Origin of the sequence: Bariatricus sp. SGI.019 (assembly GCF_050315235.1) — a bacterium.
Taxonomy (GTDB): domain Bacteria; phylum Bacillota; class Clostridia; order Lachnospirales; family Lachnospiraceae; genus JAFBIX01.
In genome coordinates, this window is record NZ_JBNPOQ010000016.1 from 18,475 (window position 1) to 37,755 (window position 19,281).

Sequence of the window (19,281 nt, forward strand, 5' to 3'; positions counted from 1 at the left end):
AAACAACCTGAAATTGTGCAATTTCACTAATTGAGTACTACTAAAATTGGCTAAAAATCAACCCTGTTTTGAAAAGGATGAAAGAACTTTCAGAACATAGATATGTTATTGAAAATAAAAACGGAGTTGGTATACTTGGTTTCAGCAAGGCAAACAAAGGAAGGAGAACGAAGATGAAAGAGTGTATAGAACAGATAAAAGGCAAATTGATTGTATCATGTCAGGCATTACCGCATGAACCGTTACATTCTTCTTTTATTATGGGAAGAATGGCGGTTGCAGCGAAAGAAGGCGGTGCTGTGGGAATTCGCGCGAATACAAAAGAAGACATCCAAGAAATACAGACTCAGGTCGATCTTCCGATTATTGGAATTGTAAAAAGAGATTATGACGACAGTAAGGTGTACATCACTCCGACAATGAAAGAGATTGAGGAGTTAATGGAAGTGAAGCCAGAGATTATTGCGATTGATGCGACAGAGGCACTTCGACCGGGAAATGTTACATTGGATGAATTTTATTATCAGATTAGGGAGAAATATCCGGATCAGCTTCTAATGGCAGATTGTTCAACTGTGGAGGAAGCAATTCATGCAGATGAGCTTGGATTTGATTTTATCGGAACTACGATGGTCGGATATACAGAACAGAGCAAGGGAGATAGAATCGAAGCAAATGATTTTGAAATCTTAAGAAAAATTGTGGCACAGGTAAAACATCGTGTGATTGCAGAAGGTAATATCAATACTCCGGAGAAAGCAAAAAGAGTTATTGAGTTGGGAGCATTCAGTGTTGTGGTTGGTTCTATCATTACAAGACCACAATTGATTACAAAATCATTTGCTGAGGCACTGGAATAGAAAAGCGGGCTTAATATTTTTCACATAAAACAAGAATAATAAAAAGAAAAGGAGAAAGAATTATGAAAAATCTTGACAAGTACAAAGGAGTCATTCCGGCATTTTATGCATGTTATGACAAGGAAGGAAATATCAGTCCAGAAGGAGTGCAGGCTCTGACAAGATATTTCGTAGAAAAAGGGGTAAAGGGTGTATATGTTAACGGATCTTCCGGAGAATGTATTTACCAGAGCGTGGAAGATCGTAAGATTGTCCTGGAAAATGTGATGAAAGCAGCAGAAGGGAAATTGACAGTCATTGCCCATGTAGCGTGCAACAATACCAAAGACAGTATGGAGCTTGCAAGACATGCAGAGAGCCTTGGGGTAGATGCAATTGCGGCAATTCCTCCGATTTATTTCCATCTTCCTGAATATGCGATTGCACAGTACTGGAATGATATCAGTTTGGCAGCACCAAATACAGACTTTGTCATCTATAATATTCCGCAGCTTGCAGGAGTAGCACTTACGATGGGATTGTTTGCAGAGATGAGAAAGAATCCAAGAGTCATTGGTGTAAAGAATTCATCTATGCCAGTGCAGGATATTCAGATGTTCAAACAGGCAGCAGGAGAAGATTATATCGTCTTTAATGGTCCAGATGAGCAGTTTATCAGTGGACGTGTTATCGGAGCAGAGGGCGCTATCGGCGGAACATATGGTGTTATGCCAGAGTTATTCCTGAAGATGGATGAGTATGTAAAAGCAGGAGATATGGAGAAAGCAAGAGAGATTCAATATGCTGTAGATGTAATTATATATAAGATGTGCTCAGGCCATGGCAATATGTATGGCGTGATCAAGGCAATTCTTAAGATTAATGAAGGACTGGAACTTGGAGGAGTCAGAGAACCATTGTCGGCACTGATTGAGTCTGATATGGCAATCGTTGAAGAGGCTGCAAAGATGATTCGCGATGCAAAAGAAGCGTATCTCGCATAAAAAATATCAAAATCAGACACGAATGAGAATATAGGAGGAGAGAATAGAATGCAAGGTTTTACAGTAATAGATTTGGCGATCTTGATTGTGTATCTGGCAGCAGTATTGTTAGCAGGACTTCATTTCGCCAAAAGGGAGATGAAGGGAAAAGAATATTTTAAGGGAGATGGAACGGTACCGTGGTGGGTAACTTCTGTTTCTATCTTCGCAACGTTGTTAAGTCCGATATCCTTCCTGTCACTGGCAGGAAATTCATATGCAGGGACATGGATCATGTGGTTTGCTCAGCTTGGAATGCTTCTGGCAATTCCACTTACCATTAAGTTCTTCTTGCCAATTTACAGTAAACTGGACATTGATACCGCATACCATTATCTGGAATTAAGATTTGGAAGTAAAGGACTGCGTGTGTTAGGGGCTGTGATGTTCATCATTTATCAGGTAGGGCGTATGTCTATTATCATGTACCTGCCATGTATGGTACTTTCCAGTCTGACGGGCATTAATGTGAATCTGCTGATCGTAATCATGGGAATTATCGCAATCATTTATTCCTATACAGGTGGATTGAAATCTGTACTTTGGACAGACTTTATCCAGGGTTCTGTGTTATTGATCGGTGTAACTTTTTCGCTGTTCTACCTGTTAGCACATATTGATGGAGGAATTGGAACAATCTTCCATGCTTTTGCAACAGAGCATAAGTTCCTGGCAGTAGATCAGCCAATCTTCAATCCGAATATCCTAAAAGACAGTGTGTTTATTATGATTGTCGGAGCCGGATTTAATACCATGGGATCTTATGTATCAAGTCAGGATATTGTACAGCGTTTTACAACAACCACGGATACGAAGAAGTTAAATAAGATGATGCTGACAAATGGTGGATTATCTATCTTCATTGCAACTGTATTCTATCTGATTGGTACTGGATTATACGTATTCTATCAGCAGAATGCATTACCGCCGGCAGCAGCACAGGATCAGATCTTTGCATCTTACATTGCATTTGAACTTCCGGTGGGATTCACAGGACTTCTTCTGGCTGCCATCTACGCAGCAGCACAGTCCACATTGTCTACAGGACTGAACTCTGTGGCAGCAAGCTGGACGCTGGATATTCAGGCACGTTTGTCTAAGAAGGAATTGAGTTTTGAGAAACAGACCAAGATTGGTCAATATGTATCCCTGATTGTTGGTATTTTTGCGATCGTAGTATCTATGGTACTTGCAAATGGCGGCGTGAAGTCTGCATATGAATGGTTCAACGGATTTATGGGACTGGTACTTGGAATTCTGATAGGAACATTTATCCTTGGAGCATTTACAAAAGTGGCAAATACATTTGGGGCAACACTGGCATTTATTGCAGCATCTGCAGTCATGGTAGGAATAAAATATTTTGTACCGGCAGAAGATGTTACTATCTGGTCATACTCCATTATCTCAATTGCAGTATCTCTGATAGTAGGAATTCCTGCAAGTATGATCTGGAGAAAGGTGAAAGGAGATACTTCTGAGCCTGCGAAGTACACAACCATTTACACTTCAAAATAAAAGGAGAAGTTGAGATGATATACGGAAATATTCATAATATGGAAGAGTTTTCTTGTCTGGAAGAGAAGATCAAAGAATGCTTTGTATATGTAATGGAGCATGACATGGCGGTATATGAGAAAGGGAGCCATGAAATTGACGGAGAAAGTTTCTTTGTAAACGTAGTAGAATATACCACAACTACACCAGAGGAGCGTTTTTGGGAAGCACATAAAAAATATCTGGATGTACATGTGATGATCCATGGAACGGAGCAGATTGATCTGAACTTTATTCAGAATATGGAACAGAAGGAATTCGTGGAAAAGGATGATTTCCTTCCATTAGAAGGGGAAAAGAAAGCATCGGTTATCTTACAGGATGGCGATTTCCTGATCTGTTATCCAAGTGACGGACATCGTACTGCGGTTGCCGTGGATGGACCAGAGACGATTAAAAAAGCTATTTTTAAAGTATTAATATAATATTTACAAAAGGCAAATCGGAGAAGAATCCAGGATTTGCCTTTTTGTAGTAACTGCTCAGCTGTAGATTGCGCAATGAAAAAGAATATATTATAATGAAAGGACAAAAGCCAGCAAAATGATAAAAAAATATGTAAGTATAGATATCGGCGGTACTGCGATGAAATATGGGCTTATCAGTGAAGAAGGAGTTATTCTTGCCCGGAGTGAACAAAAGACAGAGGCTTATAAAGGTGGAGCGTCTATTCTTGAAAAAGCTGTCAGGATTGTGGAAGGATTTTTGAAGAGAGAAGAGATTAGCGGCATCTGTATCTCCACTGCAGGTATGGTCGATACGATTAAGGGTGAGATATTTTATTCAGCACCTCTGATTCCCAGATACGCGGGAACCAAATTTAAAGAAACTATGGAACGGAAATTCGGAATTCCCTGTGAAGTGGAAAATGATGTGAATTGTGCCGGACTTGCAGAATATATGTCTGGTGCATCAAAAGGATGCCATAGTGCACTGATGTTGACTGTCGGAACAGGGATTGGGGGCTGTATTGTATTAAATGGCGAGATTTACCATGGATTCAGTAACAGTGCCTGCGAGATTGGTTATATGCATATGGCAGGCAGTGATTTTCAAACAATGGGTGCTGCCAGCATATTGACGAGAAAAGTGGCAGAGTGGAAGAATGAATCGGAAGAAAATTGGAACGGTTATCATATTTTTGAAGAAGCAAAAAAAGGGGATGAATTGTGTAACAAAGCAATCAATGAAATGGTGGATGTATTGGGACAAGGCATCACGAATGTTTGTTATGTGATTAACCCGGAGATCGTCGTACTGGGCGGTGGAATTATGGCACAGGAAGAGTTCCTGAGAAAGAAGATTGAAGATGCCGTGAGTTGGTATTTAATTCCAAGTATTGCTGCTCACACAAAGATTGCATTTGCAAAACATAGAAATGACGCAGGTATGTTGGGGGCATTTTATCATTTTCAAAATTGTCATAGGAGATAAAGGGTGAAGATACAATGGAGTACTATGTAAAATCTGTAGTTCCAATCATAGAATCAAATTATGATAACTTTACAACTGTGGAAAAGACGATTGCAGACTTTTTCATTTATAATCGTAAGAAGGTAGATTTTTCTGCGAAAGCAATTGCAGAACGGTTATATGTCTCAGAGGCATCACTCTCCCGCTTTGCTAAGAAATGTGGCTATCGGGGCTATCGAGAGTTTGTGTATCAGTATGAAGAGACATTTGTTGAAAAGCAGGAATCCATGACGGGAAATACGAGAATGGTATTGAATGCATATCAAGAGCTTCTGAATAAGACTTACAATCTGGTGAATGAGGCTCAGATTGCCAGAATCAGCAGATATTTGAATCAGGCGGAACGAGTCTTCGTATGTGGCAAGGGAAGTTCTGGTCTTGCTGGCGGTGAGATGGAACTGCGTTTTATGAGAATCGGTGTAGACATTGATTCGATTCGGGATTCTGATTTGATGAGGATGCAGGCGGTATTTCAGGACAAACGGAGTTTGGTATTTGGAATCAGTATCAGTGGTGAAAAGGAAGATGTCTTGTATCTTTTGTATGAGGCACACAGAAGAGGGGCTAAGACGGTACTTTTGACGGCCAAGAATAAAGGGATCTTTGATGAATTTTGTGATGAGGTAGTGCTTCTTCCATCTTTGCGGCATCTGAATCATGGAAATGTAATATCACCGCAGTTCCCGATTCTGGTTATGCTTGATATTATCTATTCCTATTATGTGGAACAAGATAAATTTGAGAAAGAAATTCTTCATGATAACACTTTGCGTGCATTAGAAGAAGGAAGCAAAATGCATCAAAATATTCAATCATTATAATTTAGTGGGAGGAACAGCATGATTATCAAAAATGTAAAGGTGTATACGGAGGAAAAGACTTTTTCTGATGGGATAATCTATATCAAAGATGGGGTATTTGATAAGATTATTATCTCTGAAACATCTCCGGTGAATGTGGATTCACTGAGAAATCTGGAGGGTGATTTGGATGAAGTGATTGATGGACAGGGGGGCTATGCTATCCCGGGGTTGATCGATCTACATTTTCACGGATGTAAAGGGTACGATTTCTGTGATGGCACCAAAGAAGCAATTGCAGAAATTGCAAAGTATGAGGCTTCCATTGGAGTAACAGCTATTGCACCGGCAACGATGACGCTTTCGGTGGAAGAGCTGGAGAGAATTCTTGCAGTTGCAGCATCCTACAAAAAGGAAGCAGAAGTAAGTGGAACACAGGGCGCAGATCTGATTGGAATCAATATGGAAGGGCCATTTATCAGTCCGGCCAAAAAAGGGGCACAGGACGAGCGGAATATCATCCCATGTGATTCGGATATCTGTCAGAGATTTCTGGACGCGTCCGAAGGACTGGTGAAATTCGTCGGAATCGCGCCAGAATGCAGTGAAGAATCGGTACATTTTATTCAGCAGATGAAGGACAAAGTCCATATCTCTTTGGCACATACGAATGCTGATTACGATACTGCTATGGATGCATTTCAGGCAGGAGCAAATCACGCTGTACATCTGTACAACGCCATGCCATCATTTACTCATCGTGCTCCAGGTGTTATCGGAGCAGTGGCAGACAACAAGCATGTCAATGCAGAATTGATCTGCGATGGTGTGCATATCCATCCATCTGTTGTTCGTGCGACATTCCAGATGCTCGGCGCAGACAGAATGATTCTGATCAGCGACAGTATGCGTGCGACCGGCATGCCGGATGGACGTTATACTTTGGGTGGGTTAGAAGTTGATGTGGTCGGTAATCGGGCAACGCTCGTATCGGACGGTGCACTGGCAGGTTCCGCAACCAATCTCCTGGACTGCATGAGAACAGTAGTGAAAAAGATGGGAATTCCATTAGAGACAGCAGTTGCCTGTGCAACAATGAATCCGGCAAAAGCCTTGGGAGAATACGAAAATTATGGTTCAATTACGCCAGGGAAAAAAGGAAACGTTGTATTGCTGGATTCAGAGTTGAATCTGAAAATGGTTGTAAAGGAGGGGACGGAGGTTTTTTGATTTTCCTCCGTCCCCAATTATAGGTTGATGGTATAAATCTTGGTGGGGCGGCCGCGCATGTGACTGGATTTTTGGAAGGAGGTTGTTGCCACTCCGCAGTCTTCTAACTTTTGAAGAATCCGATTGGCGCCCCGCAGAGAGATGTGGAAGTTTTCAGCCAGATCTGTGCTGGTGATTTCGCGTCTTCCAAGCAATATTAAGAGCCGTGTAAGGCGATGGATTGTCATGGTTGACAGGGAGGATTGCTTGGCAATTTCTTGCATCCGTGGGGTGATGATTGTGCTGGTGATAGTACGGTTGTCGGCATCCAGAGGCCCAATCAGTTTCTGGTCTTCGTCCACCAGAAAGGAATCGCCTGAGATTCCGGATGAGATCAGGGCAGTCTGCGAATTGGTTATGGCTTCTTCTACGGTATTACCAATGCCATAGGAGATGTTCAGGTTAAAATCAATAGAATCATTCAGATAAATCGCAAGAAGGTTCTGTTTGAAGTCCGCAGTGATGTAAGACAGGACCGCTTTTTCTGTAAGGACCAGAGTTTTTTCACGCCGCTTTTGCAGGATAAAATCCAGGTCATTCTTATGAGCAAAATCCATCAATGCTTTTTGCAAAGAAATCTCTAAGCGCTCTGACCAGATGCAGTCTTTGGTTTCCTTTGGAGAAATGGAAATGACAGCAGGAGCATGGGCAGTTATTTTCTCGATTTTTATCTTGGCCAGCAGATGTTGCAGAACATCGCGGACATATTCATCGGTTCCTGACGCGAAGACACAAGGAATATGTAAATCTTTTAAGCGTGGAACCAGACTGCTGTAACGACAGATTACCAGATCAATCTGATCTTGTTCCCATAACTTTTGGATATGTTTTAGAGTAGAATCTTCTACAGTGTATAGTTCTTCCAGTGTAGCAACAGAAAGCCAGTGAGAAAAGTCTGGGAATGTATCCATGATGCTTTTATTATCCAGAAGACTTAGGACAGATGCCCGCGGTTCTACATTTACGAATACATCAAAAATAATCCGTTCAGGATCCAATGAACGGTTCTCAATCAACAATGTCAGAGGAATTCTGTAAAAGCTTTCATTATCTGTATCAAGAGAAAGGATTGGCTTGAGAGGTTTGTCAATAGCACGCTCTAATACAGTCTGAACGACGATTCCAGTGGTAAGAATACCATCTGCCCAGGATTCATTTTCCAGATAAATTGCTTTTAAATCCGCAAATTTTTCATACTCCACGAAGCGAAAACTGACATTTTCTGGTGGTTTCTTTAAAGTGTCTTTCATATATCTAACTAAATATCTTGAAGTAATAATAAGAATATGGTAGGTCATACCTGCACCTCCTGATTTACTTATTTATATTTTCTATTAAAGTGTTCCATAAATCAATAGGTATCTTCCAAAAATCGGAAAAAAGAATGTAATTTTATCTATATTTAACAAAATTTACAAACAATATTTGATAATAATTGATAAATTCAGAAACCTGAATTATAATCCAAATAAAAGAACAGTTCTTTAAATATTCCTAAAATGAATTGGAGGAGAAAAGAATGGGTGCGGAACGATTATTAGAAGAGGCAAAGATGTATGAACAGCAGTTGATAGAGAAGAGACGTTATCTTCATCAACACGCGGAGACAGAATTTGACCTGCATGATACCGTGGCATTCGTGAAAGCGGAATTGCAGTCTATGGGATATGAACCACAGGAATGTGGAAAAGCAGGATTGATTGTAAATGCAGGTGGAAAAAGACCAGGGAAGGTATTCCTGATCCGCGGTGACATGGATGCTTTGCCGATGGCGGAACAGGCAGAAGTGGATTTCCCTTCTGAAACGGGAAAAATGCATGCCTGTGGTCATGATATGCATACAACGATGATGCTGGGAGCAGCAAAGCTGTTAAAAGAGCATGAGGATGAGATCGAGGGAACTGTGAAGTTGATGTTCCAGCCGGCGGAAGAGATCTTTGAAGGTGCTCACGATATGATTGAAGCAGGAGTACTGAAGAATCCAGATGTAGATGCAGCGTTGATGATCCATGTAATGGCAGGACAGCCATTCACGGCAGGAACGGTTATCGTTAGTGATGGAGGAATCAGCGCACCGGGTGCGGACTATTTCAGAATACATATTCAAGGAAAAGGTTGTCATGGATCTATGCCAAATGCCGGGGTGGATTCGATTACAGTTGCAGCGCATATTATTACAGCGCTTCAGGAAATACATGCAAGAGAATTGGGACTCATTGACGAAGCGGTTCTGACGATTGGAAAGATTCAGGCAGGACAGGCAGCAAACGTCATTCCAGATACATTGGATATGGAAGGTACTATCCGAACTTATGATGAAGAGGTAAGAGCCTTCATCAAACAGAGGATGACAGAGATTTCACAGGGAATTGCTTCTTCATTCCGTGCAGAGGCAGAAGTAATCTTTGGAAAAGGATGTCCGGTACTTAAGAATGACGGTGAACTGTCAAAATGTGCAGCTCAGTATGTGACTGAATTACTGGGACAGGGAAAAGCCTTTACACAGGGACAGCTTCTGGCAATGGCAGGCGAGGGAAAGGCACAGAAAGCGGCTGGCTCAGAAGATTTTGCTTATGTAAGCCAGGAAGTGCCGTCTATCATGCTTGCGCTTGCAGCCGGAGAACCTGCAAAAGGTTACGCATATCCGCAGCATCATCCAAAAGTAAAATTCGATGAGTCTGTACTTTCACCAGGCAGCGCAGTGTATGCGTACACTGCCATGAGATGGCTGGAAGAACATAAGTAACAAGAAGTAACAAGAAGGAACAGAAGAGAGAAGGGAAGGAAAATCTATGAAAGAAATTATTAACAGCCCATTGTTGTTAGCATTGGTAGCAGGCGGTCTTATATATATCGTACTGTTCTCACTGGCTTATCTGAAGAAGGCATACGCGAGATGTCTGGAACTTGGAATTACGAAGGAGACTTTGAATAAAGTTATCAAATCAAGCCTTGTATTCTCAATTGTACCAAGTTTATCAATTGTTGTAGGATTATTTGCACTGATTCCAGTACTGGGAACCATCTGGTCCTGGTGGAGATTATCAGTTATCGGTTCTCTGTCATATGAAACACTGATTTCCAGCAGTGTTGCAAGCGCACTTGGATTTGAGACCAGTGCACAGATGCTGGAACTGGGAACCGCAAATCAATTTGGTGTCGTTATGATTCTTATGAGTATCGGTATGCTGAGCGGATTCTTTATCTTGATTCCTCTTGGAAAGAAACTTTGTATGAGCGTTTCTAAAACAGAAAACGCAAGTACATGGAAATATGTATTGAGCGGTACATTTATGTTATGTCTGTTCGCTGTTTATGTACCAGTTCTTCTGATTGGTGATACCATTCAGGCTGCAGTTATGCTTACCGGTCTTGTGATAGCAGTTGTTCTTGGAATCCTTGCTTCAAAACCGAAGCTTAGATGGCTGAATGACTTTATCATGGCATTCTCCATGATCGGTGGTATGGTTTCATCCTTGTTATGGACAAGTATTTTACAGTAAGAGGAGGTAGAGGACATGAGTAAAGATAAGAAGAAAAATAATGTTGTAATGGATCCTTTTCAGCAATGGTCACACAGTAAAGGCCGCATTGGCACGGTGATCGCTTTGATTTATATGGTGTCAGTTCCGTTTATCGTATTAGGATATTATCATGCAATTCCTTCTCTTGGAGAAGTGTTTAATCTGGCAACGATCAGTATTCTGATGATTTATATTCCGGTCGGTATCTCTGAAGCAATCAGTTATACTCCGATCCTTGGAAGTTCGGCATATCTTACTTTTATTACCGGAAATATTATGAACCTGAAGGTTCCATGTGCGATCAACGCAATTAAATTGTCAGATACTGAGCAGAATACACCAGAAGGTGATGCGATTGCATCTGTAGCAGTAGCAGTTTCCTCTATCATGACGGTTATCATTCTGGCATTTGCTGCACTGTTGAGTTCAAGAATTGGATTCGTATTTGAGATACCACAGGTTAAGACAGCTTCAAACTACATTATCCCGGCTCTTTTTGGTTCCCTGACATTAGGTTTGTTCTCTAGCAGCAGTTCTGGAGATAAAGTAGTTAAGGGTGGAACAAAAGGTGTGATCCCTGTATTGATCATTGTATCTGTACTTTCCTTACTTGTACGTATTACTTCCGGTGGATCTCTGTTTGGAGCAATTGGATTCCTGATTATTGCAATGCTCCCGATCGCAATCATTACTTCCAGAATTATGTGGAAAAAGGGAATTATCCAGGTTGTAGATAATCCGCAGAATGTGAAGAAGGATGAGAAGAAAGAGGAAGAATAGATTTGAATCATAGAAACTTGTTTTCCTGAGTAGATTGCGATATAATAGCTTATGTACACATGAATGTACAATTTTGATGAAAAGGAGAATCTGTGATATGAAATATGTATGTGAAGTTTGCGGCTGGGAGTATGACGAAGAAGCTGGATATCCAGAAGGTGGCATTGCACCGGGAACAAAATGGGAAGATGTACCGGAAGATTTTGAGTGTCCGCTTTGCTCTGTAGGAAAGGATCAGTTCGCTGAAGCTTAAAGAACAGAAGAATAGAAGGCCTGCCATACTGATATTTTCAGTGTGACAGGCCTTTTGAAACTGCCATATGATCAGAGGAACATTTTTATGAATAAAATTATCTTTTTGGGAGACAGTATTACCGATGCGCACCATAATCTGGGCGTGGATCCTCTGAGCCTGGGAGATGGCTATGTTCAGCTGATTGCTCAGAAGCTGAGGAATACGGAACCGGGCATCCAGGTGTTGAATCGAGGTCATGATGGTTTTACTCTTCAGGGAGTATTACGCTTCCTGGGAAGGGACTGTATTCTGCAGAAACCAGACGTGGTGAGTATTCTTGTCGGATGCAATGATGTCGGAGTGATGATGAATACAGGAAAAGATCTGACAGATCAAGGATTTGCTGAGAATTATGAACGATTGCTGACTGAGATACAAGAGGAGACCGGAGCCAGAATCGTCTGCATGGGTCCTTTTCTGTTCCCATATCCTTTGGAATATCAGAATTGGATTCCGGGAATTCTGCAGGCGGAACAGATTATCCGTGAAGTAGCCGGAAGACATCATCAGTTGTTTATTCCTTTGCATGAGGAGATGCAGGAAGCGGCTGAAAGGTACGGCTATGATGCGTTGACGACAGATGGGATTCACCTGACAAGAAAAGGTGCCGGGATTGTGGCTGACAGATGGATAATAGAAGTAAAATGAGACTGTTGCTGGTATTTATCTTGACAAAATCAAGGAAATCAGGTAGGATTTTAGACAAACCTGTTTTTTATATGATTCAAAGGCTTAGAAAAGAAGAAGTAGTAATCTTTACACCCATACAGAAAGTTGCCGGTTGATGAGAGGCGCATGAAGGAAGCGGTTATGAATACATCTTGGAGCTGCACACCGAAAATATCAGATACTTTTTGTGTATGCGCAATAAAGTATCAGTAGGCTGTGACGTAAGGCACACGTTACTGTGCAAGAGTTGTGAATACGCAACTTACAGAGACTGTTTATGCGAATGGCAGTGAATCAAGGTGGTACCACGGTATATATCCCGTCCTTATCTATGATAAGGGCGGTTTTTTATAATACAGGGATTTTGTCCTAATAGAACATTTCCGCAAAGTGTGGGTCTGTAACATTTATATAAGAATCATAGAATAAAAAAAGAAAAGGAGAGAAAACAATGGGAATTTATGAAGAATTGCAGGCGAGGGGACTGATTGCTCAGGTAACAGATGAAGATGATATCAGAGAGCTGGTTAACAATGGAAAGGCGACTTTTTATATAGGATTTGATCCAACTGCAGACAGTCTCCATGTGGGACACTTTATGGCACTCTGCCTGATGAAGCGTCTGCAGGATGCAGGAAATAAGCCGATTGCGCTGATTGGCGGTGGAACCGCGATGATCGGAGATCCGTCCGGTAGAACCGATATGCGTCAGATGATGACGAAAGAGACTATCCAGCATAACTGTGAATGCTTTAAAAAGCAGATGAGTCGTTTTATTGATTTTTCAGATGGAAAAGCACTGATGGTCAATAATGCAGACTGGCTTCTGGATCTGAATTATATTGATGTACTCCGTGAAGTAGGAGCACACTTCAGTGTAAACCGTATGCTGACAGCAGAGTGCTATAAGCAGAGAATGGAAAGAGGACTTAGTTTCCTGGAGTTCAATTATATGATCATGCAGAGCTATGATTTCTACGCATTATACCAAAAATATGGATGTAATCTGCAGTTTGGTGGTGATGATCAGTGGAGTAATATGCTTGGCGGAACAGAGTTGATTCGTCGTAAATTAGGAAAGAATGCATGTGCAATGACGATTACATTACTTCTCAATTCTGAAGGCAAGAAGATGGGTAAGACTCAAAGCGGTGCAGTATGGCTTGACCCGAATAAGACTTCTCCATTTGAATTCTATCAGTACTGGAGAAATGTTGCAGATGCAGATGTATTAAAGTGCATCCGTATGCTCACGTTCCTTCCATTAGAAGAGATCGACAAGATGGATTCATGGGAAGGTGTACAGTTGAATACTGCAAAAGAGATTCTTGCATATGAATTGACCAAACTGGTTCATGGAGAAGAAGAAGCACAGAAAGCACAGGAAGCGGCAAAAGCATTGTTCAGCAAAGGTGCAGCAGCAGATATGCCTACTACAGAATTGACAGAAGCAGATCTGACGGAAGGAAATATTGATATTCTTACTATGCTCGTAAAAACAGGATTAGTTTCGTCCAAATCAGAAGCGCGTCGTGCAGTACAGCAGGGCGGAGTAGCTGTGGATGGTGAAAAGATCACGGATATCTACGCATCATTTGCCGGAGAAGATCTGAATGGCGAAGGCATTGTCCTGAAGAAAGGTAAGAAGAATTTCAGAAAAGTTGTTTTAGTCTAGCATGCTGCATGTTGTCAAGTGATAAGGAATGAGAAAAATGAAAAAATATAAAATATTTCTTTTGTTACTCTGTCTGATGTTTATCCTGTCAGGTTGTAAAGCAAAAGAGAAGCAGACAGAGGAGACAACGGAAGAACCATTGAAGATAGAATCTGAAGAGGAAGAAGAAGTACCGGAGGAAGAGGAATCTGAAGAACAGGCACAGGAGCCGGAGGAACCTCAGACAAATGGAAAGCTGATCGTAATTGATCCGGGGCATTCCGGGGTGGTCGCTCAGGGAACGGAACCAGTAGGACCTGGAGCATCTGAGTATAAAGCGGCAGATTCCGGCGGAACCTGTGGTGTCAGTACCGGGATTCCCGAGTACGAACTGACACTGACATTATCTGTAAAACTAAAAGCAGAATTAGAAAACAGAGGATATACAGTCATAATGACAAGGGAGACGAATGATGTCCCAATGAGCTGTACACAGAGAGCAAATGTAGCCAATCAGAATGGTGCGGATGCATTTGTCAGAATACATGCAAATGGTTCGGAGAACAGTGGAGCACAAGGTGCCATGACGATCTGTACAACTCCTTCCAGTCCTTATGTTCCGGGGCTTTACAGTCAGTCCCGGGCATTATCTGATTGCATTATCAACCATCTTTGCGCGGCAACCGGATGCAGAAGTGAGGGAGTATGGGAAACAGATTCCATGAGTGGAAATAACTGGAGCCAGGTTCCGGCTACCATTGTGGAAGTGGGATATATGACGAACCCACAGGAAGATCAACTGATGGCAACGGAAGATTATCAGAATAAGATTGTGCTGGGCATTGCAGACGGAATTGAAGATTATTGTTTCTGATTGCCTCATGATAATGAGGTAAAAAATAAGGAGGAATATTATTATGGCATTTCAAGAAATAGCAATTGACAGTTTGGAATTCAATCCATTCCAGAAGATTTCAAAAGAATGGATGCTGATCACTGCAGGTGATGAAATCAAAAGCAATACGATGACAGCAAGCTGGGGAGGTCTGGGAATCATGTGGGGCAAAAACATTGCAACCGTGTATATCCGCCCACAGCGTTATACCAAAGAATTCGTTGACCAGAACGATACATTTACTATTTCCTTTCTTGCAGAGGAATACAGAAAAGCATTGAATGTATGTGGAAGTGTGTCTGGAAAGAATGTGGAAGATAAATGGAAAGAAGCAGGGCTTCATCCATATTATGTAGACGGTACAACAGCTGTAGAAGAAGCGGATCTCGTATTCGTCTGCAAAAAACAATATCATCAGACTATGAAACCAGAATGTTTCGACGTCACTGAAAATGATGACAAATGGTATCCAGAGAAAGATTATCATGAAATGTACATGGCAGAGATTGTAAAGGTTCTGAAGAAGGGATAGCTGATATGTTAAGAGATAAGATGCTGTGGATATTCCCAAGTGATATGTTACGGGATGAGTATCGTCAATGTGTGGATGAAGGTCGCCTGGTAGAAGAATATGCTCCCGAGATTGAAAAAATCCTTGCAATAGAGGAGGAAGATAGTCGAAACGCACAGGCAAAAAGACTGTTGCTTCAGATGGAACAGGCTCCGATAAAAGAAGATTTTGAATATCTGGAGCCAGTGTCTTATGAGGAGATTCAGCGATGTCTGAGTGAAGAAGCAAAGCAGAATTATCCGTACGATACAGATCATCTCAAAGACCATGTATTAGGTGCAGTCTATGGAAGAATTACGGCCTGTGTACTTGGAATTCCTGTGGAGGGATGGCCACGCAAGAAGATAAGGGAATATCTGGAGGCAACAGGTCAGATGCCTTTAGCATATTATATTTCCTCAACGAAGGATGATGCTGTCAGGGAAAGATTTGATCTCCGGGAAGAAGATGCAATGACGTCTTATGACCGTCAGAAAGTAGAATGGTACGATAATCTGAATGGGCAGTTTCCGAATGATGATGATATTAACTATACCGTAATTGCGCTCAAGATCCTTGAACGATATGGAAGAGACTTTACCATGGAAGATGTTGCGGAGGCATGGCTTCTTGGAATCCCTGCATTCCATGCCTGTACCGCAGAGCGTGCAGCTATCCGTAATCTAATGAATGGGGTATTACCGCCGAAGTCAGCTGTGGAATGCAATCCTTACCGGGAATGGATCGGAGCTCAGATACGGGGAGATTTCTTCGGCTATGTGAATCCCGGTCATCCATTCGAAGCAGCAGAGATGGCATACCGTGATGCATCGGTGTCCCATACGAAGAATGGTGTCTATGGAGAGATGTTCATTGCAGCCTTGATCAGTCTGTGCTTTGTTCCGGATATGACGATGATAGAGAGAATCTATACAGCATTGCAGCAGATTCCGCCCAAGAGTCGGTTAAAAGAAAGTCTGGATGAAGTGTGTCGGTGGTATGAACAGGGATGGACATTTGATACAATGGCCGAAACAGTGCATCAAAGATATCACGAAGAAGAGATGTTTGACTGGTGCCTGACCATTCCGAATGCTATGCTGGTCGTTGCATGCCTGCTCTGTTATGATAACTTTGACGATGCAGTGACCGCTGCAGTGCTGTCTGGATTTGATACGGACTGTAACGGGGCAACCGTAGGTTCCATTATGGGAGCGATTCATGGATTGAAAGGCATAGATCCGAAATGGTATGAAGCATTCGATGGGATTGCCCGTACCAGTGTGCATGGATATCATGAGATACCATTGCAAGAATTGGCAGAGCGGACAATCTCACTGATAAAAGAATAGATGAATATAGTTGGAAAAAGATAAACAGCCGGATTGCATAGAATCTCATGGAAACTATGTGTCCGGCTGTTTGGATGATCGAGTTGTCATGGCATTAGAAAGTATTTTCTGTAGAAAGCCATATAAGGATTATTGTTTCAGATATTGAATGCTGTAAGGAGGTAATTCCAGCTCTCCATTCATGGAGAGTTTTCCATGAGTCAGTAATTCGACCGCATCTCCCTGAAGATCCTGATGCCTTGCAGTATAAGGGGTATCTGCTGCATTGATCGCAACCATCACTCGTTCAGTATCTGAAGAGCGCTCAAAGATTAGCTGATGATTCTGGATCAAGACATTTCGATAAGTGCCATTGCACAGAGCGTCGCTGTTCTGGCGGGTACGAATTAATAGTTTCATAAAGTCTGTCAGTTCATTGGGCTTTGGCGCATCGAAACAAGGGCGCAGTGAATAGTCGTTATCCGGCGCTTTTTCTCCGGGTTCTCCCCATTCACTCCCATAATACAGGCATGGAATCCCCGGCATCCCCAGTAAAAGACCATAGGCCAGAGGAATGTGTTCCTTGTTCGTTAATATACTTGCAAGTCTCGTGACATCATGATTATCCACAAAAGTCATCAGATGCTTGCCACGATAGATACACCAGGGATCAGCTCCAAATTGACGATGCAGAGAATGTGCAATCTCAAAAAGGTTCATGGAGTTAAAGCTTGAGAAAATCCCCTTGTAACATTCATAGTTTGTACAGCTGTGAAGCATATCATCATTCACAATCAGATTATAGTCTCCGAATAATACTTCTCCGATCAGAGCAAAATCAGGTTTTAATTCCTGAACATAAGAACGGAGCCTGCGCATAAAATTATGATCCAAGCTGTAAGCAACATCCAGTCTCAGACCATCAATATCGAATTCATCTACCCAGAATCTGACACACTCCAGCAGATATTCTACAACAGACGGATTCTGAAGATTCAGTTTGACCAGCTCATAATGGCCTTCCCAGCCTTCATACCAGAATCCGTCATCGTAACAGCTGTTTCCGTCAAAGTTGATATGAAACCAGTCTTTGTATGGAGAATCCCATTTCTTTTCCTGTACGTCCTGAAATGCCCAGAAACCACGTCCTACGTGGTTGAATACGCCATCCAGGACAATCTTGATTCCATGTTCGTGAAGACAGTTACAGACTTCGGAAAAATCTTCATTCGTTCCAAGCCGGCAGTCGATCGTTTTGAAATCACGGGTGTCATAACCATGGTTGTCGGATTCAAAGATTGGATTCAGAAGAATAGAATCAATTCCCAGGTCGTCCAGATAATCCGTCCATTCCATTAATTTGCGGATTCTAGGAACACATTCTCCGTCATTGTGAACAGGAGCGCCACAGAAACCTATGGGATAGATTTGATAAAAAACACTATTGTAGGTCCACATTTTATACCCTCTCTTCCTTGAAATAATCATTCAGTTGTAGTATCGTAAGAGATGCCTCAAGGCAGAGACACTTACAGCAGTTATTATAGCAAAAATCGGAAGAAAAATCAAAGAAAATGGTTGACACACGTGGCACCGTATAATATAATAATTCAGTGTGAAAAAACGAGAAACAGCACGAAACCAAAGCCCCGGAGTCTTGCTGATTCTGATATAATTATTACAATGTTAATGATTCATAGGAGGTAAACCAATGAAAACTTATATGGCTAATCCAGATAAGATTGAAAGAAAATGGTATGTAGTTGACGCTGCGGATTATACATTAGGACGTTTAGCATCAGAAGTAGCTAAGGTTTTAAGAGGAAAGAATAAACCGGAATTTACACCACATGTTGATACAGGTGATTATGTAATCGTTGTAAATGCTGAGAAAGTAAAAGTAACAGGTAAGAAGCTGAATCAGAAGATTTATTACAATCACTCTGATTATGTAGGAGGAATGAAAGAGACTACATTAGCTGAGATGATGAACAAGAAACCTGAAAAAGTGATCGAACTTGCTGTAAAGGGAATGCTTCCAAAAGGACCTTTAGGAAGATCTATGATTAAGAAACTTCATGTATACGCTGGACCAGAGCATGAACAGCAGGCTCAGAAACCAGTAGAACTGAAATTTTAAGGAAAGGTTGAAAGGAGGATATTACAGTGGCTAAAGCAAAATTCTACGGAACAGGAAGAAGAAAAAAATCAATCGCAAGAGTATATTTAGTACCAGGAACAGGTAATATTACTATAAATAAAAGAGATATCGATGAGTATCTTGGACTGGAAACATTAAAAGTTGTTGTACGTCAGCCATTGGTTGCTACAGAGACATCTGACAAATTCGATGTAATCGTTAACGTAAAAGGCGGCGGATACACAGGACAGGCAGGAGCAATCCGCCATGGTATCGCAAGAGCACTTCTTCAGGCAGATCCAGATTACAGACCGGTTCTGAAGAAAGCTGGATACTTAACACGTGATCCACGTATGAAAGAACGTAAGAAATACGGTCTCAAAGCTGCACGTAGAGCACCGCAGTTCAGCAAACGTTAATCATTCGTTCGAGACTACAAATTATATACGACGCAGAACGTCA

Annotated in this window: 20 protein-coding genes and 1 other annotated feature; of the genes, 18 read left to right on the forward strand and 2 right to left on the reverse strand. The window is 41.7% G+C overall.

The window, feature by feature from the left end; all coding sequences use genetic code 11:
- The first annotated feature begins 173 nt into the window (after window positions 1-173).
- From ACQRD1_RS10975 to nagA, 7 genes are all read left to right on the forward strand, one after another.
- Complete coding sequence (locus tag ACQRD1_RS10975; protein WP_235233945.1) at window positions 174-860, forward strand: N-acetylmannosamine-6-phosphate 2-epimerase; 687 nt, start codon at window positions 174-176, stop codon at window positions 858-860.
- 62 nt (window positions 861-922) lie between these two features.
- Window positions 923-1,843, forward strand: coding sequence for a dihydrodipicolinate synthase family protein (locus tag ACQRD1_RS10980; protein ID WP_235233946.1), 921 nt, complete (start codon window positions 923-925; stop codon window positions 1,841-1,843).
- Window positions 1,844-1,891: 48 nt separating this feature from the next.
- The gene (locus ACQRD1_RS10985) at window positions 1,892-3,400 is read left to right on the forward strand and encodes a sodium:solute symporter (RefSeq protein ID WP_235233947.1); all 1,509 of its coding nucleotides are present in this window, start codon (window positions 1,892-1,894) and stop codon (window positions 3,398-3,400) included.
- A 14-nt stretch (window positions 3,401-3,414) separates the two neighbouring features.
- On the forward strand, window positions 3,415-3,864 hold the full coding sequence (locus ACQRD1_RS10990; RefSeq protein ID WP_235233949.1) for a YhcH/YjgK/YiaL family protein: 450 nt from the start codon (window positions 3,415-3,417) through the stop codon (window positions 3,862-3,864).
- A 121-nt stretch (window positions 3,865-3,985) separates the two neighbouring features.
- Window positions 3,986-4,873, forward strand: a complete 888-nt coding sequence (locus ACQRD1_RS10995) for an ROK family protein (RefSeq protein WP_235233956.1) — start codon at window positions 3,986-3,988, stop codon at window positions 4,871-4,873.
- A 14-nt stretch (window positions 4,874-4,887) separates the two neighbouring features.
- Window positions 4,888-5,733 carry a MurR/RpiR family transcriptional regulator gene (locus ACQRD1_RS11000; protein WP_235233950.1) on the forward strand — a complete coding sequence of 282 codons (846 nt, stop codon included), beginning with the start codon at window positions 4,888-4,890 and terminating at the stop codon, window positions 5,731-5,733.
- A gap of 18 nt (window positions 5,734-5,751) precedes the next feature.
- Window positions 5,752-6,942, forward strand: a complete 1,191-nt coding sequence (gene nagA, locus ACQRD1_RS11005) for an N-acetylglucosamine-6-phosphate deacetylase (protein WP_235233952.1) — start codon at window positions 5,752-5,754, stop codon at window positions 6,940-6,942.
- Between the two features lie 17 nt (window positions 6,943-6,959).
- Here the strand turns inward: nagA and ACQRD1_RS11010 are convergent, their stop codons facing one another.
- Complete coding sequence (locus tag ACQRD1_RS11010) at window positions 6,960-8,279, reverse strand: hypothetical protein (protein ID WP_235233953.1); 1,320 nt, start codon at window positions 8,277-8,279, stop codon at window positions 6,960-6,962.
- Window positions 8,280-8,500: 221 nt separating this feature from the next.
- Here ACQRD1_RS11010 and ACQRD1_RS11015 point away from each other — a divergent pair, with 221 nt between their 5' ends.
- The 9 genes from ACQRD1_RS11015 to ACQRD1_RS11055 all read left to right on the forward strand — a co-directional run bounded on the left by ACQRD1_RS11015 (window position 8,501) and on the right by ACQRD1_RS11055 (window position 16,700).
- A complete protein-coding gene (locus ACQRD1_RS11015; protein ID WP_235233304.1) occupies window positions 8,501-9,727 on the forward strand; it encodes a M20 metallopeptidase family protein in 1,227 nt (408 codons plus the stop codon).
- 46 nt (window positions 9,728-9,773) lie between these two features.
- Window positions 9,774-10,484, forward strand: coding sequence for a DUF5058 family protein (locus tag ACQRD1_RS11020; protein WP_235233306.1), 711 nt, complete (start codon window positions 9,774-9,776; stop codon window positions 10,482-10,484).
- 15 nt (window positions 10,485-10,499) lie between these two features.
- Window positions 10,500-11,285 (forward strand): hypothetical protein, encoded by a 786-nt coding sequence (locus ACQRD1_RS11025; RefSeq protein WP_235233308.1) that lies wholly within the window; start codon window positions 10,500-10,502, stop codon window positions 11,283-11,285.
- A gap of 97 nt (window positions 11,286-11,382) precedes the next feature.
- Window positions 11,383-11,538 (forward strand): rubredoxin, encoded by a 156-nt coding sequence (locus ACQRD1_RS11030; RefSeq protein ID WP_235233310.1) that lies wholly within the window; start codon window positions 11,383-11,385, stop codon window positions 11,536-11,538.
- Window positions 11,539-11,625: 87 nt separating this feature from the next.
- Window positions 11,626-12,228: an SGNH/GDSL hydrolase family protein gene (locus tag ACQRD1_RS11035; protein WP_235233312.1), complete on the forward strand. Its 603-nt coding sequence runs from the start codon at window positions 11,626-11,628 to the stop codon at window positions 12,226-12,228.
- Window positions 12,229-12,304: 76 nt separating this feature from the next.
- Window positions 12,305-12,579 (forward strand) — a binding site (T-box leader).
- A 121-nt stretch (window positions 12,580-12,700) separates the two neighbouring features.
- Window positions 12,701-13,924: a tyrosine--tRNA ligase gene (gene tyrS / locus ACQRD1_RS11040; protein WP_235233314.1), complete on the forward strand. Its 1,224-nt coding sequence runs from the start codon at window positions 12,701-12,703 to the stop codon at window positions 13,922-13,924.
- 37 nt (window positions 13,925-13,961) lie between these two features.
- Window positions 13,962-14,777: an N-acetylmuramoyl-L-alanine amidase gene (locus ACQRD1_RS11045; RefSeq protein ID WP_235233317.1), complete on the forward strand. Its 816-nt coding sequence runs from the start codon at window positions 13,962-13,964 to the stop codon at window positions 14,775-14,777.
- A gap of 43 nt (window positions 14,778-14,820) precedes the next feature.
- Window positions 14,821-15,330 (forward strand): flavin reductase family protein, encoded by a 510-nt coding sequence (locus ACQRD1_RS11050; protein WP_235233319.1) that lies wholly within the window; start codon window positions 14,821-14,823, stop codon window positions 15,328-15,330.
- Window positions 15,331-15,335: 5 nt separating this feature from the next.
- Complete coding sequence (locus ACQRD1_RS11055) at window positions 15,336-16,700, forward strand: ADP-ribosylglycohydrolase family protein (RefSeq protein ID WP_235233321.1); 1,365 nt, start codon at window positions 15,336-15,338, stop codon at window positions 16,698-16,700.
- 129 nt (window positions 16,701-16,829) lie between these two features.
- On the opposite strand, the gene ACQRD1_RS11060 is transcribed toward ACQRD1_RS11055, so the two are convergent.
- On the reverse strand, window positions 16,830-18,137 hold the full coding sequence (locus ACQRD1_RS11060) for an alpha-amylase family glycosyl hydrolase (RefSeq protein WP_235233323.1): 1,308 nt from the start codon (window positions 18,135-18,137) through the stop codon (window positions 16,830-16,832).
- Window positions 18,138-18,390: 253 nt separating this feature from the next.
- Between ACQRD1_RS11060 and rplM the strand changes: the two genes are divergently transcribed.
- Window positions 18,391-18,819, forward strand: coding sequence for a 50S ribosomal protein L13 (rplM, locus tag ACQRD1_RS11065; protein WP_235233325.1), 429 nt, complete (start codon window positions 18,391-18,393; stop codon window positions 18,817-18,819).
- A 26-nt stretch (window positions 18,820-18,845) separates the two neighbouring features.
- The gene (gene rpsI, locus ACQRD1_RS11070; RefSeq protein WP_235233327.1) at window positions 18,846-19,238 is read left to right on the forward strand and encodes a 30S ribosomal protein S9; all 393 of its coding nucleotides are present in this window, start codon (window positions 18,846-18,848) and stop codon (window positions 19,236-19,238) included.
- The last annotated feature ends 43 nt before the right edge of the window (window positions 19,239-19,281 follow it).

Coding starts and splice junctions, on each gene's coding strand:
- ACQRD1_RS10975 (WP_235233945.1), top strand. CDS start 174: ATGAAAGAGTGTATAGAACAGATAAAAGGCAAATTGATTGTATCATGT.
- ACQRD1_RS10980 (WP_235233946.1), top strand. CDS start 923: ATGAAAAATCTTGACAAGTACAAAGGAGTCATTCCGGCATTTTATGCA.
- ACQRD1_RS10985 (WP_235233947.1), top strand. CDS start 1,892: ATGCAAGGTTTTACAGTAATAGATTTGGCGATCTTGATTGTGTATCTG.
- ACQRD1_RS10990 (WP_235233949.1), top strand. CDS start 3,415: ATGATATACGGAAATATTCATAATATGGAAGAGTTTTCTTGTCTGGAA.
- ACQRD1_RS11000 (WP_235233950.1), top strand. CDS start 4,888: ATGGAGTACTATGTAAAATCTGTAGTTCCAATCATAGAATCAAATTAT.
- nagA (WP_235233952.1), top strand. CDS start 5,752: ATGATTATCAAAAATGTAAAGGTGTATACGGAGGAAAAGACTTTTTCT.
- ACQRD1_RS11010 (WP_235233953.1), bottom strand. CDS start 8,279: ATGACCTACCATATTCTTATTATTACTTCAAGATATTTAGTTAGATAT.
- ACQRD1_RS11015 (WP_235233304.1), top strand. CDS start 8,501: ATGGGTGCGGAACGATTATTAGAAGAGGCAAAGATGTATGAACAGCAG.
- ACQRD1_RS11020 (WP_235233306.1), top strand. CDS start 9,774: ATGAAAGAAATTATTAACAGCCCATTGTTGTTAGCATTGGTAGCAGGC.
- ACQRD1_RS11025 (WP_235233308.1), top strand. CDS start 10,500: ATGAGTAAAGATAAGAAGAAAAATAATGTTGTAATGGATCCTTTTCAG.
- ACQRD1_RS11030 (WP_235233310.1), top strand. CDS start 11,383: ATGAAATATGTATGTGAAGTTTGCGGCTGGGAGTATGACGAAGAAGCT.
- ACQRD1_RS11035 (WP_235233312.1), top strand. CDS start 11,626: ATGAATAAAATTATCTTTTTGGGAGACAGTATTACCGATGCGCACCAT.
- tyrS (WP_235233314.1), top strand. CDS start 12,701: ATGGGAATTTATGAAGAATTGCAGGCGAGGGGACTGATTGCTCAGGTA.
- ACQRD1_RS11045 (WP_235233317.1), top strand. CDS start 13,962: ATGAAAAAATATAAAATATTTCTTTTGTTACTCTGTCTGATGTTTATC.
- ACQRD1_RS11050 (WP_235233319.1), top strand. CDS start 14,821: ATGGCATTTCAAGAAATAGCAATTGACAGTTTGGAATTCAATCCATTC.
- ACQRD1_RS11055 (WP_235233321.1), top strand. CDS start 15,336: ATGTTAAGAGATAAGATGCTGTGGATATTCCCAAGTGATATGTTACGG.
- ACQRD1_RS11060 (WP_235233323.1), bottom strand. CDS start 18,137: ATGTGGACCTACAATAGTGTTTTTTATCAAATCTATCCCATAGGTTTC.
- rplM (WP_235233325.1), top strand. CDS start 18,391: ATGAAAACTTATATGGCTAATCCAGATAAGATTGAAAGAAAATGGTAT.